This is a genomic window from Rothia sp. P4278 (genome assembly GCF_048512945.1).
Classification (GTDB): Bacteria; Actinomycetota; Actinomycetes; order Actinomycetales; family Micrococcaceae; genus Rothia.
In genome coordinates this window covers 599,016-614,586 of record NZ_JBLXXU010000002.1, presented here as the reverse complement: position 1 = coordinate 614,586, position 15,571 = coordinate 599,016, and the positions used below count along the sequence as shown (strand labels likewise).

Genomic DNA, 15,571 nt, shown 5'->3' with positions numbered 1-15,571 from the left:
GGATTAATCTAGGATAGGCTTACGTTGTAAATTACCGGCTCAATGGACTTGCTAGAGCAGCTATTGCTCCCTGTTTTTTGAATGTACATCTGAATAAAAATAACACTTCGGTTGGTGGTATCAATTTCGATGGGTGTAATTTCATCAAAATGAACAGTGTGTATCTCACCTATTTGCTTAGTTCCATCGGTAATTCTAATTGCAAGAACTTGATCCATGGATTGGGATCCAATGTTTTGGCCCGCTTTAAATTTGAGGGAACTATATTTATGACCCAAATTTAGTCGAAGAGTTTCTTCGCCGTGACTAAAGCCATTCCCTAAATCATTTGTTTGAGGTGCTTCGATGCACTGATCTAGTTTTGTTCCGATTCCGGTCATTGTTTCACCAGCAACAGAAAACGTCCCGTCTTTCCAGCCATTGCTGTGTGCGGCAAAGTCATCTAAAACCATAGAGTCTGAAGGTCCACTCAACTTGATGTTGTCGCTTGCTGAGGGAGAGTTCTGTGCTTCGTAGTTTGAGATGCTGCTAGCAGAGCTCGAAGGAGATGTGGCCTCTGTCGATAAGCTGGGTTCAGCTGTTGTTGGTGATTGAATGACCTGCTGAGAAGCGGTGGCACTGCTCTCTGCCGTTGCTGTCGGTTCGTTATTGCTAGCTTTGGTTGCCCCGCACCCGGCTAGAAGCATGGCGCTGGTGAGTCCAAGTGAGAGTACAATCTTTATGTTCGTTTTCATGTTGATCCTTGGTTGTTAACTGTGCTGTATTTGATTCTAGTGATTATACATTCATAAAAATATTGAGATGTTCCCATGCTATATAAAATATAGCTAAATGTGTTTAGCTAAGCACTCCGTTCTACCTAGCTTTTTGTGGGCTAGTATCCGGTAAGTGGCGTCTGGAGTAGTGAGTGTAATCAATAGAGGTCTTTAAGCGGGTGACAAGATTATAGTATAGAGGGTTTAGCACAGTAAGTAGCCGGGCGGGTCCGGCAAATTCCTGCCGGGTCCATAAAATGGGTGCCCCGCTGGAAAGATGGATGCCCAGACGCGCCAGCCCCGCCCGGTTCTCCGGAAGCTGACTTGTTGCGGCTTCTCGAAGACCGGGCCCCAGTGTAAGGGCAGGCACCTAGCTGTAGTCGTAGAAGCCCCTACCGCTTTTACGGCCTAGCTCGCCACGGGCCACCATGTCGCGCATGAGCTGCGGGGGTGCGAAACGCTCACCCAGCTGCGATTCCAGGTACTCAGCAATACCCAGGCGCACATCCAGGCCCACCACATCGGTCAAAGCCAGCGGACCAATGGGGAACTTGTAGCCCAGCACCATAGCGTTATCAATATCCTCAGGGCTTGCTACGCCCTCTTCAACCATGCGGATAGCCTCCAAGGCGATAGCCACACCCAGGCGGGATGACGCAAACCCTGGGGCGTCATTGACCACCACGGGGGTCTTGCCCAGGCCCTCAACCCAGGTGCGTGCAAGGGTTTTCAGTTCATCGGAGGAATGCTTAGACTGCACTACCTCCACCAGTTGTGAAGCCGGTACGGGGTTGAAAAAGTGCAGGCCAATAAAGTGAGCTGGCCGTTCTAGTGATTCTGCCAGCCCATCAATGGACAGCGATGAAGTATTAGAGGCCAACCATGCGCTTTCATCAAGCTCTTCCTCTACCGCGCGCAGGGCCGAGACTTTCAGGTCCCAGTTTTCGGGTACGGCTTCTACGACGAGTTGGCGGTCAGAAAAATCAGCGTAGCTCAGAGAGAGGCTCAAACGTTCGGTCAGTTCATCCAAATTGCCATCGAAGGTGCCGCGCTCTAGCGACTTAGCCAGGTCACGTTCGACCCTCTCGCGGGCGGCCTGGGCGCTGAGCTCGTCACGCTCCACCACCAGAACCTGCGCCCCAGCCAGCAGGAAGGCGTGGGCGATGCCGGCACCCATGCGTCCGCCGCCCAGCACGCCTACGCGGGCGGGTACTTTAAGTTCGTGAATTTCGGTCATGGGACACCTCTACTTCTTTTTACGGTCTAAAAAGGCCTGCATACGGTCAAACTTGGCCTGGGATTCAAACAAGATAGCCTGGGCTAGCTCATCAATGTGCGGGTGGGCCTGCCGGGGGGCGGCAAACACCCGTTTGGTGACGCGAATAGCCAGGGGGTCCTGGGCGGCTATGCGGTCGGCTAGGGCGTGCGCGGCGGGGAGCAGGTCATCCGGTTCGTGCAGCTCTGTGACCAGGTGCAAATCCAGGGCCTCCTGGGCATTGAGGATACGCCCGGCCAGCAGGATCTCCAGGGCCACCGGCTCACCGACCAGCTCTTTGAGCCGCCACAAACCACCTGCGGCGGCAATGATGCCCAGGTTGGTTTCTGGCTGACCCATCTTGATGTAGGGGGTGCCCAGCCGGAAATCGGCGGCGTAGGCCAGCTCCGCCCCGCCGCCTAAGGCGTAGCCGTCAAGAGCGGCAATGACCGGCATGGGGAGCTTATGGATGCGGTCAAAAATCTGCGAGTTAACTCCGCGCAGGGCATCGTCCCGGCGGCGTTCACGCAACTGGGCGATATCGGCACCGGAGGCAAAAATGCCCCGTCCCTCTACCTGGCAGCCGGTCAGAATCAGAATCTTGGGGGTGTTTTCCAGATAGGCGCATACTTCGTGGAGCTCAGCGACCATGGTTGCGTCAATAGCGTTACGTACCTGGGGGCGGTTCATGCGTACCAGCAGGCGATCTTGGCTTTCCTCAAGGGTGAGGGCGGTGAAATGTTCAAACACGCTTAGACCCTTTCAAGTAGCAGGGCCGCGCCCTGGCCTACACCGATACACATGGTTGCCAGGCCACGCTGGGCCTCCTCCCGCTCCATGCGACCTAAGAGGGTGATGACGATACGGCAGCCGGAGGATCCCAGCGGGTGGCCCAGGGCGATAGCCCCACCGTCCTTGTTAACGATTTCTTCGTTGAGGCCCAGGCGACGCATGGAGGCAAGGGACTGGCTGGCGAAGGCTTCGTTTAGTTCTACAGCGTCAAGATCGGCTACAGACCAGCCTGCACGTGCCAGCGCCTTCTCGGTAGCGGGGACCGGGCCTAGGCCCATGATTTCGGGGGCAAGACCGGCGCTGGTACCGGTCACCACGCGGGCGCGCGGGGTCAGCCCGTACTTTTCGAGGGCGGCCTCGGAGGCAACCAAAATTGCAGAAGCACCGTCGTTGAGGGAGGACGAATTACCTGCTGTTACTACTGACCCACCGCTCACTACCGGGCGCAGGGAGGCCAGCACCTCTGTGCTGGTGCCTGGGCGGGGCCCCTCATCGGTGTCAACAAGGGTTTCGCGCCCCTTACGATCCCGGACGGTGACAGGGACAATCTCGTCACGGAAACGACCGTCCTTGATAGCTGCCAGGGCGCGCTCATGGGAACGGAGGGCGAAAGCATCGCAGTCTTGCCGGCTGATGCCCTCTTGCCGCGCTACTTCCTCAGCAGTTTCGGGCATGGAGTAGGTGAACTTGTCACGGCTGGCAAAGGCCGGGTTGATAAAACGCCAGCCGATAGAGGTATCAAAAACCTGGCCGGGCTTAGTGAAAGCGGTTGCCGGTTTTTCCATGACCCATGGGGCCCGCGACATGGACTCGGTGCCGCCTGCTATGACCAGGTCAGCTTCCCCTGCCTTAATCATCTGGGCCGCTAGGGTAATGGCGCTCATGCCGGAGGCGCAGAGGCGGTTGACGGTAATCCCGGGGACGGTATCGGGGTAGTCATTCAGTAGCCAGGCCAGGCGGGCAACGTTGCGGTTTTCTTCACCTGCGCCGTTGGCGTTGCCCAGGATGACCTCATCGATAGTGGCGGGGTCTATGCCGGTCTTCTCGACGAGGTCTTTGATGACCAGGGCGGCCAGATCATCGGGCCGGATGGAGGACAGGGCGCCTCCATACCTGCCAACGGGTGTGCGGGAGCCTCCCACGAGATAGGCCTGGGGTGTCTGGGACATTCTTACTCCTTTGTGAGAAGGCATGAGTCATAGAGCCAAATAACTGACCAATCGTTCAATAAATCTTGTCATTTTATGTGACTTAGGTCAAGTCTTGTGGTTGGGTGCTGGGCGGTCTTAAAGCCAACCGCCAGCCCTCTGGTCGGGGGCTGGCGGTTACTGTGCTCAAGTGTTACTTAGTGAACCCGGGAGCTTTCATCTGCTGGGTGCAAATCTATCTCCTGGATCCCTCGAGGTACCTTGCTGACGGCAATCAGGGAGACGACCGCTAGCAGGGCGATGTAGAGACCAATAATCCAGGACTGGCCGGTTTGCTTGAGAATCATCTCTGCAATCATGGGGGCAAAGGCACCGCCGAGAATCGCACCGATGGCATAGCCAATGGAGATACCTGAGAAACGGACGGAGGCAGGGAACATCTCAGCATACATAGCGGACTGGGGGCCGTAGGAGGGGCCCAGGGCCAGGGTAAGTACCAGGATGGCCAGGGTGAAGAGGGCAAAGTTGCCGCTATCAATCAGGAACCACATGGGAATAGCCCACAGGGCCATAAGACCATAGCCTATTTGGAAGGTTCGAACGCGGCCCACTGTATCAGACATCCAGCCGCCCACCATGGTGAAGATAAGCCAGCTGAGGCCACCAATGATGGCTGCGGTCATGGCTTGTCCACGGCTCATATCCAGGTTCTTGACGCCGTAGGAGATAAAGAAGGCGATCACCAGGTAGCCTGCGGCATTGTTGGCGATAAAGATTAAGGCGGCCAGGATGACCTCACGCTTGTTGCTCTTGAAGAGCTGTTTCAGGGGTGCTGATTCCTTCTTCTTGAGGGTTTGCATCTCCTTGAAGACGGGGGATTCCTCAACCGAGTGGCGGATGTAGAAGCCAACCAAAATCAAGATGATGGAGGACCAGAAGGGGATGCGCCAACCGAAGCTTAAGAACTGTTCTTCGGTGAGGATGGCGTTGAGGAGCAGGTTGACCAGGGTTGCCAGAATCATGCCCAGGGGCACGCCAATCTGTGGGAAGGAGCCAAAGAAGCCGCGGCGGTGGCGGGGGGCGTGTTCTACAGACATGAGGGCCGCACCGCCCCATTCGCCACCGGCAGAGAAGCCCTGAATAATGCGCAGCAGGACGATGAGTAGGGGAGCGGCTATGCCGATTTGGGCGTAGGTGGGTACGCAGCCTACACCTACGGTTGCTAGCCCCATGAGCAGGAGGGTCAGGACCAGGGCGATGCGGCGGCCGAACTTATCGCCGATATGCCCGGCTACTACTGCCCCCAGGGGGCGGAAGATGAAGCTGATACCTAGGGAGGCCCAGGCGACGATCTGGGCTAGGGTGTTGTCCTCACCTTCGGGTGTGAAGTACTGTTTGGCCAGGATCAGGCCGGCTGCCTGGGCGTAGATGAAGAAGTCATACCACTCAATGGTTGTGCCAATGAGGGTTCCGGCGAGGACCTTTCTTTCTTCTTTATTTATTTTGTGTGCTGTGGCGGGTGAAGACATCTGCGTCTCCTTGTGTGTCATGGTCAAGTCAGGGGCCTTTATGAGGCGGGCATCACAGTGCCTTGCAAGAAATCATATATGAAAACTGGGCTTGGCACACCCGGGGCGCACTATTTTTTTACCATTTGGTCAGTAAATAAGGTCAGGCAGGGTGACGGACTGCCCTCACCCGAAGGTTTGCCTCATAGGGTGGGCGCGCGGTGCACAAGGGCCCCGGCCCGCTCCACAAGGAGACAGGCCGGGGCCCTCAAAAAATGATGGCGCCCTACTCGCAAATAACCTGGGGCAGGCCCATGTGCTTGAGCCCCTCAACACCAAACTCGATGCCGTAGCCAGACTGCTTGATACCACCAAAAGGAATACGGGGATCAATAGCGCCGTGCTTATTAATCCAGACGGTACCGGCCTCAATCTTGGACGCAACCTCGCGGGCCCGCTCAATATTAGGAGACCAGACCGAAGCGCCCAGCCCTACATCCAGCTTGTTGGCTTCCTCAATGGCCTCTTCCAGGGTGGAGTAACGAACAATCGGCAGAGCCGGGCCGAACTGCTCCTCAACCACCAGAGGATTATCGCCATCAATATCTGCAACCAAGGTAGTGGGGTAGAAGAAACCCTTGGCGCTCTCGTCAGGATCCCCACCCAGCAGAATACGGGCGCCAGAGTCCTTAGCTTTCTGGACCAGATCAGCAACAATATCGTACTGGGCCTTATTCTGAAGCGGCCCCAGAACATTCTGCTCGTCCAGACCAACACCCATAGGCATCTGCTGGGCAACAGCTAGCAACTCTTGGCAGACCTGATCATAGAGTGAGTCGGGTACGTAGAGACGCTTCAGAGCGGCGCAGGTTTGGCCGGTATTAATAAAGGCTCCCCAGAAGAGACCTTCAGCAATAGCCTTGGGGTCAGCATCATCAAGAACGATACCGGCATCATTACCACCAAGCTCCAGGGTGAGCCGCTTGAGTGTATCTGCTGCCGAGGCAGCAATTTTTCTACCGGTAGCGGTAGACCCGGTGAAAGTAATCTTGTCAAAGCCGGGGTGGGTGCTCATAGCTGCACCGACACCGCGATCAGCGGCAATAATCTGGACCACTCCCTCGGGCAGGACCGTATTGATAATCTCTACCAGGGCCAGCACGCTCAAAGTGGTGTACTCAGAGGGCTTGAGCACAATAGTGTTGCCCATACGCAGGGCTGGGGCAATCTGCCAGATAGAAATCATCAGCGGCCAGTTCCAGGGGCCAATGCCACCTACTACACCGATAGGCCGATAATTGAGGACAGCCCGTGTCTCTTCATCATCTACCAAGACCTCCTCATCCATAGCAAAGGAGGCTGTAGCCCGGGTCCAGGCCACGCAACCACCGACCTCAAAACGGGCGTTAGGTCCGTTCAGGGGCTTGCCTTGCTCCCTGGAAAGGAGCTCAGCCAGCGGCTCGGCGCTTGCCTCAATGGCATCAGCCATCTTCATCAGGTAGTCGCTACGCTCAGCGTGCGAGAGGGCACCCCAGGCTGGCTGGGCCGCCCGGGCTTTCTCGACCAGCTCGTTGAGGACGTCTTCGCCCTGCACCGGTGCAAGACCAATGAGCTCTTCGGTTGCCGGGTCAAAAACCTCTCGGCTGCCACCGGTGGTGACGCGCTCAAGAAGTTCCTGGTAGGTGGTGGGTAGTGACGACACTGTCAGCTCCTTAGTTATGTATGAACAGTTATATCCATGGTGGGATTGGGCTGCAGGGTTGCGTTAGGTGGGGAGCGCACAACCCTTGGCCTGGTGTGCTACGCCTCACTTCCGCTAAAGTGTGAGAAGCCCCCCAGAAAGGTAATCCATGCGCCAGCCCGTTCAGCAGTCTTCCCCCTACCACTTTCGGCACCACGACCCTATGGGCTTTACCCAGTGGGTTGAGCGGGTCCGGGAGACTTTTGGCCCCCTGGAGATCAAAGCACCCAACCCAGGTAGCTTTAGGGCCAGCGCTCGCACTGCCTCCCTGGGGGAAATTATGCTCTTGGACATGCGCACACCGGCCCATTCAGTTAGCAGGGACCCTGAGCCCTCAGAGCAGGTACAGGGCGGCTACTGCAAACTCAGCCTGCAATTAGAGGGACAATCCCAGGTAAGCCAGGACGGCCGTAGGTGCACCCTTAACCCCGGCGACCTTGCTCTCTATATCACCAAGCGTCCTTATCGACTTGATTACACCGGTCCCCAACGTAGCCTGGTCGTACTTTTCCCGCAGAGCTTTGTACACCTCAGCCCTGAATATACCGACCTGATAACGGCCACTCCGGTTTCTGAATCCCAGGGGCTTGGGAAATTCGCGGTTCCGCTTTTTGAGCAGCTAGCGACCAATCTGGAGGAGCTAGGAGGGCCTCACGCCTTAGCCTTGGTACGCTCTGCCCTAGAGATGGTCATTACAGTTATGATTGCTGAGTCTACACAAGCTGGGCGTCAACCGGCACACACAATATATCACCGAGCAGTAGCCTACATAGAGGAGCACCTGGACGACCCAGATCTAGGCCCCAGCAAAATAGCTGAAGCTCTCTATATTTCTCTACGCCAACTCCACAGCCGTTTTTCAGCCCACCAGCAGACAGTCTCTGCCTTTATTCGTGTCCGCCGTCTGGAAAGAATCCGAGAGGACCTAGCAAACCCGCGCTACAGGGCAGAGTCCGTGCAGGCCATCAGCGCCCGCTACGCCCTCTTTGATCCCTCCTATGTGAGCAAAGCCTTTAAAACTCAGTACGGTCTAAGTCCCTCAGCCTACCGTTCACAGATTCTTGGCTAGCTAGACCGGGTATCAACCGGAGAACCTCAGAGTCAGCTTATGAGCAACTAACGACTTCAAGATGGATAGGGTGGCCGGGTAGCTCGGCAGCTAGGGCTAACCCCACCTCTTGGGTAACCTCAACTACATTGTGGCTTGCACTGATACCCAATCTAACCTTGACTTGGGCAGGCAGGGAGCTGGCTTGCTCAGCGTCGTGCTCTAAAGCTTGGGCCCTTTCGGTATCTTCCGTCAAGAGCGGGGCACGGACCAGGTCTATCAGGTAAGGAGTACGCGGGTATAGCTTATGAGCCCCTGGAACCTCCAGAACTAGCTGCCGCAAGCGGTCAAGGTCAAGCTCCCCAGCGCTCCTGTCGTGAGGTTTACTAGCCCCTTCTTGTTCCTGAGAGGCCGGGGCATCAGCAGGCTCAAGGTAGATTTCCTGGATGGGCGCACTTGGGCTAGTCATTGAGGGATTTTTCATGAAGGTCCTGAATCGTGATATTGATTGCGACAATATTAAGCTCGCTGCACCGTTCCAGTGATTCCTGAATACTAGAGCGCAGGGCTTGGGCCAAATCTGGGATAACCAGACCTATCTGAACAGATGCTGTCACATTGACTTCCACAGGAGCCCCTGGGGTCTCAATGTCACCTTCTAGCCGGCACTGGCCGATGATTACTTCATCAAGTTCATCTGCAACAGCTCTTACAGCTGCCACAACAGCCCCTTCGTCCTGGCGGATGCGTACAGCCTGGTGTGGTGAGGGTAGGGGAATTGAACGGCCTGCCTTGGCTTCTAGAACAAGATTGCTCAGGAGGTTCTCCGCCCAGCTCAAATCCTTCTCTAGCTCTTTAACCTCGTGGTCAAAGTCTTGGCTAGCGAGGGAGTGAAGCTTGTGAAGAGAGGCGACTTTGCGGTCGCACTCCGGGCATGAATCAATATGACGTGTTAGCTGTGGCTTCTGTGAGTCTGTCTCTAAATCATCAACCCAGCTGCTCAGGGCGCTTAGAGGAATACTGCAGTTAGTCATTTTAGTTCTTTCCCTCCATCTCTTCGAGGAGTGTGGCCCGTGCCCGTGCGAGTTTGCCCCGGACGCTGGGTGTGCTCATCCCCAGGGACTGAGCAATTTCTTGGTAGCTACAGGCGCCGTATTCACGCATGATCCAGACTTGCTGCTGATCTACCGGTAGTTTCTTGAGGGCCTGGCTGAGCGTATCAATCTCAGAGCGGCTCATTGCAAGGTCCTCAGGACTTGCTGAACCATCACTGAGGTGGTGGTAGTCATCGATATCTGCGTTAGGTTTGCGCTTCCTGAGCAGGTCGATACTTTTGCGACCGGTCAGTTTCATCACCCAGCTTTTAAACTGAGCGGGATCCTGGAGGGTATCAAGCTTTTGCCAGGCCTGTAGAAGAGAATCTTGGAGGGCATCATCCGCATCCGCTGAGTTACCGGTTAGTCGAATAGCATAGGCCCGCATCATGGGTAAATATGGTTGTACCAGCAAGCGGAAAGCCTGCGAGTCACCATCAACAGCTCGCTGCAGAAGTAGGCTTGGCGCTAACTCCGCGAGGTGACGGTTGCTCAGTTCTGTCACTACAGACTCCTGAAAGTATTGACGGGGGAAACCCCCTATGGCTAAGCGCGATGCTCTGGGGGGACAGTGCACCGCGCTTAGAATTTAGAGACAATTTATTTTACCGAACCCGCTGGGTCTCGTCTGCGAAGGTGGACCGCAGTCCACCGGTCACTCGGACCAGTAAGGGAATCTTGTGACCCAAAAGCTGATCTAAGCCCGCAACAACCTGGGCTGCCCTTTTTTCGAGGCTGGCGATGTCAGCACCCTGTCTGACCTCAAGTTTGACCGAGCAGGCTGAGGAGCGCTTGAGCTCCTGGGAGCTGACGGATACCGAGAGGATGTCGGGGTGACTTTCAAAGCCATCGGTGATGGCCTGCTTGATGAACTTATCGGAGATAGTGGTTCGTCCAGCGGTCTGGGTGTCCTGCTGACTGAGCAGGGTCTTTGATTTCTTAGGCTTCTGAGCAATTATTCCCATCATGAGAGCGATTACAACTAAGAGAAGCAAGAGAACAAAAAGCAGAGTCAGTAGGCTTGTCTGACCGTCAACGGTGTTGAAGGCAACCCTATCAAAGGCAGCTCGGGCAGGTTCCTCCAAGGGCTGTACATACTCGACCCATAGATCTTGAGCTTGGGGCACAAGGGGAAGGCAAAGGCTCACAAGCCCTAGGACAAGTAAGACCAACCCCAGCACAGCTAGAAAGAAACGGTTTAGTTTTCTGGGAGTGTTACCCATTTTATATAGCTCCCTGCTTCTCAATAACTACCTTGGTACCCGGCTGATCCTGCAAGGCCAAGTTGGCTACTGTCTGCTTAACCAGCTCATGCACCTGCTGCTGATCCAGCGGCCTACCAGAGGTCGGCGTCACAGTAACTTTAATCTGACGAGGGCTAACACTGGTTACTACCTGGTCCTGGTCAAGGCCGGTGCGAGCACGCACACTTGCGCTGATGGATGAGGCCAGGGCTTTATTATCAACCACCATAGCGAAGCGCCCTGAACGAGCACTGTGGCGGCTCAGGCGCCCCGGACGGAGGCTGAGGGCAAGCAATACCAGCCCCAGTAGAACTAGAACTGACCCAATGATGACGCCCCAAAGAGGGCTGAGAAGCTCATCGAGCTTAAAGAAGCCTGAAAAGAGATCCTCGCCGGTGATGAGGAGGGGAGGTTGGCCCAGGGCCGAAAGAACAAGTTCTGTACCCAGCCAGGAAAGGCTCAAAATGAGTACAGTGTTGACAATGACTGTGGTCAGCCAGCGGGATGAGTGAGTCTCCTGGCGGGCCAGTAAGCGCTCATAAGGGCCAGCTTCTTGCCGTGAACCGATGAAAGAGGCCTGGTCAACCTGGCCTGAGGTCTGCTGATGCTGTGGTGTAGAGTTTTGTTGCTTCATTGCACCCTTGCCTTATCACTGCTGGGGCTAGTTGTTCCATCGAGTGCTATGTTGATTGATCCCACTTCTGAGCCACAGAGCTGAGTAAGTTGCCGGGCTATACGAGCCCGCGCCTGGGCAAGAAGATCAAAAATAGTTCCCTGCCCGTGGGTACCTTGAGCAAGAGCTTTTGCATCATGGATTGGGCCAAGCGGGTAGTCAAGGTTGATATCTACCCCCAGCTTGCCAGCATCATCAAAAATTGATGACTGGACATGATCGGAGGGTACACCAAGTTCCTGAGCCGCTACCGCATGAGACATAGAGACAAGAGCTTTCTTGCGTACTCTCGTGCTACCGGGGCCGCTATCGGTGGTATTTTTATTCATTAAAAGCCTGATCTATCCTATGCGCAGGTGGTTGAGTAACCACCTGCGCATGAATTTGGAATTCTGGGATTAGCGTGATGATGAATTCTTACGTACCGAATCCAGCATGTTACCCACTGAAAGATCTGAGCTCTGCACCAGGTGCCCAATCGTGGCACCTGCAGCCATCAGCACAGCAAAGAGGACAAACCCTCCAAAACCGTAGCGGAGGCCAGCAAAGGCCAGAAGGGCCCCTATGAGAGCGCCTGTGAATTCTTTAGACATTACTTAACGCGGCTTTCCTGCTCATCGTTCTTCTGCTCAGCGTCCTGGTCATCGCCGGGTACGTGAACATCAAGGACCTCAATGTTTACTTCGGTGACCTCAAGGCCAGCCAGTGACTGGATAGCCTCTACAACAGCCTTACGGGCGTTCTCGGCAACATCGTAGATGGGGTGGGGGTACTCAACGATGATGGACAGATCAACAGCAGCCTGAGTCTGGCCTACTTCTACGCTGATACCCTGCTTGAGGTTGTTGTCCTGGCCAACAGCGCTACGCAGAGCACCCATGGCACGAGCGGCACCGCCACCCAGATCGTAAACGCCTTCAACATCGCGCAGTGCGATACCGGCAATCTTGGCGACAACACCGTCATTGATGCTGGTGGTCCCCTGACCGGTTGCTGCACCGGTGTTCTTGACGGGAGCCTGGTTCTTCTTTTCAGCCAGGGTTGCGGGGGTGGTTGCAGGTGTCTGGTTCATAATTATTTTCCTAATTTCTGTTAGGTAGGTATTAAGGTGACAGCGCAGGTTGCGGGATCCGAAGAAACCGCAACCTATGCCAGTTGCGCTGTCATAGGTTAAGACGGGGTGAGCCCGGCAGATGTCACGCAGATTTCTAAAATTTTTTAATTTTCTTTTTAGAACTGGCTGTGCCTGAGCCCTCTCCTACCTCTCAATCTAGCTGTTTATCCCTTGAAACCCAATAGTCTGGCAGAATTGAGCACTACAAAAACTGACGAAAAGGCCATAGCGGCGGCGGCAATCATGGGGTTGAGCAGTCCAGCGGCCGCCACCGGAATTGCTACCGTGTTATAGGCAAAGGCCCAGAAGAGGTTGCCCTTAATGAGGCGCAGAGTAGCCCGAGAGAGCCTGATGGCGGTGGGCAGGGCGGCCAGATCACTGCGCATAATGGTCATATCTGCCGCTTCCATGGCCACATCGGTACCTGAACCCATAGCAACACCCAGGTCTGCCTTGGCTAGGGCGGCGGCATCGTTCACGCCGTCACCGACCATAGCGACTCCCCGCCCGCCTTCTTGCAGGCGGGTAATGGTGGCTAGCTTATCGTGAGGGCTGACTTCTGCAAATACGTTCTCGGCTGCAATGCCCACCTCGGCGGCGATAGCCCGCGCTACCGGCTGAGCATCACCTGTGAGGAGGACGGGGGTCAGACCCAGTTCTTTAAGCTGGGTCAGCGCGGCAAGGGCATCGGGCTTGGGGGAGTCTTGGAGCGATACTAGCCCGGCAACCTGCCCATCGACAGCCAAAATCACGGTAGTCTGCCCGGCCTCCTGCCGGGTGCGCAGGGCCTGGTCCTGGGCCTGGCTCAGCTCAACACCTTCACCGCTCAGAAAGCTCTTTTGCCCCAGGACAATATGACGGTGCGCGCCCTTGTGCAGGAGGGTTGCTCGCACGCCGCCACCGGGGGCTGACTCAAAATCGGTGACCGAGGGAAGAGTGTGGCTGCTTCCCTGTTTGTGGGCTGTGTGCGCGGCGGCTTCGACAGCGCGGGCAATGGGGTGCTCGGAGTGAGCCTCCACCGCCCCGGCTAGGGCCAGCAGGCTGGTGGCGTCGTAGCCTGGGAAGGGGAAAACTTCGGTCACAGCCAGCTCACCGGTTGTCACGGTTCCGGTCTTATCCAGGACGATAGTACCTACTTTTTTGGTGTTTTCTAGTACCTGGGCTGAGCGAATCAGAATGCCGAGCTGGGACCCGCGCGAGGTGCCAGCTAGCAGGGCGGTAGGGGTCGCTAAACCTAGGGCACAGGGGCAGGCAATGACCAGGACGGAGACAGCGGCGGTGAAGGAATCGTTGATATCGCCGGTCACTAGGAGCCAGCCAGCCAGGGTGAGCACAGCTACCCCAATAACTATGGGAACAAAGACCGCCGATACCCTATCGGCTAGGCGGGCAATGGGAGCCTTGGTTGTTTGGGCTTGGGCTACGGTGCGGCTCATCTGCGCCAGGACCGTCTCGGTACCCACGCGGGTTGCGCGGACGGTGAGCGCCCCGGAGGTGTTGATGGTTGCACCAATGACGGTGTCACCCACACCGACCTCCAGGGGGAGGGACTCACCGGTCAGCAGGGAGGTGTCCAGGGCGGAGCGTCCCTCGATTACTTGCCCGTCCACCGCAATTTTCTCGCCGGGGCGTACCAGAAAGATGTCGCCCGGGAGCAGGTCTTTGACCGGGACTTCTACCTGTGCACCGCCCTGAAGGACGGTAGCGCTCTTAGCTCCTACACTGAGCAAGGCGCGTAAAGCCTGGGATGAGCGGCGCTGGGTGCGGTGCTCAATACGCCGCCCCACCAGCAAAAAGAGGGTAATCATGGTGGCTGCATCAAAGTAGAGCATGTGTTCCATGCCGTGCCCGCCGTGGGAGCTGCTCGCGTGGGCGGTCATGCCGGGGTTGGCGGCAAGTTGCCAGAGCGAAAAAGCGTAGCTGGCAATAACACCCAAAGAGATGAGGGTGTCCATGGTCAAAGAGCCGTGGCGTAGATTGGTCCAGGCCGGGCGGTGAAAGGGGAGCGCCGACCAGGTGGCCACCGGCAGGGTGAGAGCTGCTACCACCCAGCCCCAGTGGGGGAACTGGAAGGTGGCAAACATAGAGATAAGGAAGACGGGTATGCTCAGCAAGGCCGCCAGGATGAGCTGGGGTAGAAGCCTTGCCTGAGCATCCTCGTCTGGGCACTGGGCCTCATCATTTTTGAGGGAGGCGGTGTAGCCGGCCTTTTCGATGGTTTCGATGATGTGCTCATCGGGCATATCTGCCGGGGCGATTACCCGCGCGGTTTCTAGGGGCAGGTTCACCGAGGGGGCTGTCCCTATCTTTTTGAGTTTGCGTTCCACCCGCCCCACGCAGGAAGCGCAGGTCATGCCCCCTACGCTCAGGGTGACGATGCGAGTGTCACCGGTCAAAAGGTCCGGGGCGGGTGCTGTGGGCATAGCTCTTTCTTTCAGTGCTGGCATTTAGGGGGTGGTGCGCCTTGGTAGCCAACTGGCGGGGCTGGCGGGAGAGCTACCCCTGACTAAGCTGGCTCAGGACTGACGTTTTAGGGGGGGGCTGGCATTTAGGGGGCTTACCAACGAGGTAGCTTTCCCGCCCGGTTAGGGGCTTAGGCGACCGGGGTGAACCCGGCTTCTTGAATAGCGGCGGTGACAGCGGCGGGGTCAAGATCGCCGGTGTGGCTGATGGTGACGGTGGATTGGCCGTCCTTGACAACCTCAACCTCAACGCCGGTGACGTTCTGGATCTCTTCGATTTCTTCGCGCACGCTCATGGCGCAGTGGTTGCAGGTGAGGCCGCTTGCTTTAACGGTGGTGGTCATGATTTTCTCCTTGGGTTAGCTCTTGACCAGGCGCGAGATAGCGGCCATGGCTTCTGAGATTTTTTCGTCGAGCGGTTCTGTGTGCCCGGTATCGTGTGCCTGATGGGCGGCGTCGACAAGGCAGTGGCGAACGTGGTCTTCGAGCAGTTGCAGACAGACGCTGTGGAGGGCTGCGTTGATGGCTGAGACCTGGGTAAGGATGTCTATGCAGTAGGTGCCCTCGTGAACCATGCGCTGGATACCGCGCACCTGCCCCTCGATGCGGCGGAGCCGCTTGAGGTAGGCATCTTTGTCTGCGGTGTAGCCGTGCTGGTGTTCTACCGGGCAATGTTCTTGGCTCATGCCTCTTAACATATACCCCTAGGGGGTATATATTCAAGGGGTGTCATAGAA

The 15,571-nt window shown here is 56.4% G+C and carries 18 protein-coding genes; 1 reads left to right on the top strand and 17 read right to left on the bottom strand.

The window, feature by feature from the left end; all coding sequences use genetic code 11:
- Nucleotides 1–8: 8 nt before the first annotated feature.
- From ACN085_RS06920 to ACN085_RS06895, 6 genes are all read right to left on the bottom strand, one after another.
- Nucleotides 9–734 carry a hypothetical protein gene (locus ACN085_RS06920; protein ID WP_419111020.1) on the bottom strand — a complete coding sequence of 242 codons (726 nt, stop codon included), beginning with the start codon at nt 732–734 and terminating at the stop codon, nt 9–11.
- Nucleotides 735–1,125: 391 nt separating this feature from the next.
- Complete coding sequence (locus ACN085_RS06915) at nt 1,126–1,992, bottom strand: 3-hydroxyacyl-CoA dehydrogenase family protein (RefSeq protein ID WP_419098893.1); 867 nt, start codon at nt 1,990–1,992, stop codon at nt 1,126–1,128.
- Between the two features lie 9 nt (nt 1,993–2,001).
- Complete coding sequence (locus ACN085_RS06910; protein WP_419111053.1) at nt 2,002–2,700, bottom strand: enoyl-CoA hydratase/isomerase family protein; 699 nt, start codon at nt 2,698–2,700, stop codon at nt 2,002–2,004.
- Between the two features lie 62 nt (nt 2,701–2,762).
- Nucleotides 2,763–3,971, bottom strand: coding sequence for a thiolase family protein (locus ACN085_RS06905; protein WP_419111019.1), 1,209 nt, complete (start codon nt 3,969–3,971; stop codon nt 2,763–2,765).
- A gap of 176 nt (nt 3,972–4,147) precedes the next feature.
- Entirely contained in the window at nt 4,148–5,479 is a 1,332-nt protein-coding gene (locus tag ACN085_RS06900; RefSeq protein WP_419098895.1) for an MFS transporter, read from the bottom strand.
- Nucleotides 5,480–5,744: 265 nt separating this feature from the next.
- The gene (locus tag ACN085_RS06895; RefSeq protein WP_419098896.1) at nt 5,745–7,160 is read right to left on the bottom strand and encodes an aldehyde dehydrogenase family protein; all 1,416 of its coding nucleotides are present in this window, start codon (nt 7,158–7,160) and stop codon (nt 5,745–5,747) included.
- Nucleotides 7,161–7,308: 148 nt separating this feature from the next.
- Here ACN085_RS06895 and ACN085_RS06890 point away from each other — a divergent pair, with 148 nt between their 5' ends.
- Nucleotides 7,309–8,268 carry a helix-turn-helix domain-containing protein gene (locus tag ACN085_RS06890; protein ID WP_419098897.1) on the top strand — a complete coding sequence of 320 codons (960 nt, stop codon included), beginning with the start codon at nt 7,309–7,311 and terminating at the stop codon, nt 8,266–8,268.
- 37 nt (nt 8,269–8,305) lie between these two features.
- Here ACN085_RS06890 and ACN085_RS06885 read toward each other — a convergent pair whose 3' ends face one another.
- The 11 genes from ACN085_RS06885 to ACN085_RS06835 all read right to left on the bottom strand — a co-directional run bounded on the left by ACN085_RS06885 (nt 8,306) and on the right by ACN085_RS06835 (nt 15,520).
- Entirely contained in the window at nt 8,306–8,716 is a 411-nt protein-coding gene (locus ACN085_RS06885) for a hypothetical protein (RefSeq protein ID WP_419111018.1), read from the bottom strand.
- Nucleotides 8,709–9,281: a hypothetical protein gene (locus ACN085_RS06880; RefSeq protein WP_419104079.1), complete on the bottom strand. Its 573-nt coding sequence runs from the start codon at nt 9,279–9,281 to the stop codon at nt 8,709–8,711. Before ACN085_RS06880 ends, ACN085_RS06885 begins: the two co-directional genes overlap by 8 nt.
- A 1-nt stretch (nt 9,282) precedes the next feature.
- Nucleotides 9,283–9,846 (bottom strand): RNA polymerase sigma factor, encoded by a 564-nt coding sequence (locus tag ACN085_RS06875; protein WP_419111017.1) that lies wholly within the window; start codon nt 9,844–9,846, stop codon nt 9,283–9,285.
- Between the two features lie 100 nt (nt 9,847–9,946).
- On the bottom strand, nt 9,947–10,564 hold the full coding sequence (locus tag ACN085_RS06870; RefSeq protein ID WP_419111016.1) for a hypothetical protein: 618 nt from the start codon (nt 10,562–10,564) through the stop codon (nt 9,947–9,949).
- A 1-nt stretch (nt 10,565) separates the two neighbouring features.
- Nucleotides 10,566–11,219 (bottom strand): DUF6286 domain-containing protein, encoded by a 654-nt coding sequence (locus ACN085_RS06865; protein WP_419104081.1) that lies wholly within the window; start codon nt 11,217–11,219, stop codon nt 10,566–10,568.
- Nucleotides 11,216–11,587, bottom strand: coding sequence for a hypothetical protein (locus ACN085_RS06860; RefSeq protein WP_419098903.1), 372 nt, complete (start codon nt 11,585–11,587; stop codon nt 11,216–11,218). The genes ACN085_RS06865 and ACN085_RS06860 overlap by 4 nt, the downstream gene beginning before the upstream one ends.
- Before the next feature lie 69 nt (nt 11,588–11,656).
- Nucleotides 11,657–11,851: a hypothetical protein gene (locus ACN085_RS06855; protein ID WP_419098904.1), complete on the bottom strand. Its 195-nt coding sequence runs from the start codon at nt 11,849–11,851 to the stop codon at nt 11,657–11,659.
- On the bottom strand, nt 11,851–12,330 hold the full coding sequence (locus tag ACN085_RS06850; RefSeq protein WP_419104082.1) for an Asp23/Gls24 family envelope stress response protein: 480 nt from the start codon (nt 12,328–12,330) through the stop codon (nt 11,851–11,853). Before ACN085_RS06850 ends, ACN085_RS06855 begins: the two co-directional genes overlap by 1 nt.
- 206 nt (nt 12,331–12,536) lie before the next feature.
- Complete coding sequence (locus tag ACN085_RS06845; RefSeq protein WP_419111015.1) at nt 12,537–14,795, bottom strand: heavy metal translocating P-type ATPase; 2,259 nt, start codon at nt 14,793–14,795, stop codon at nt 12,537–12,539.
- Between the two features lie 170 nt (nt 14,796–14,965).
- Nucleotides 14,966–15,178, bottom strand: a complete 213-nt coding sequence (locus ACN085_RS06840) for a heavy-metal-associated domain-containing protein (protein ID WP_419104084.1) — start codon at nt 15,176–15,178, stop codon at nt 14,966–14,968.
- A 15-nt stretch (nt 15,179–15,193) separates the two neighbouring features.
- Nucleotides 15,194–15,520: a metal-sensitive transcriptional regulator gene (locus tag ACN085_RS06835; protein WP_419111014.1), complete on the bottom strand. Its 327-nt coding sequence runs from the start codon at nt 15,518–15,520 to the stop codon at nt 15,194–15,196.
- Between the last annotated feature and the right edge of the window lie 51 nt (nt 15,521–15,571).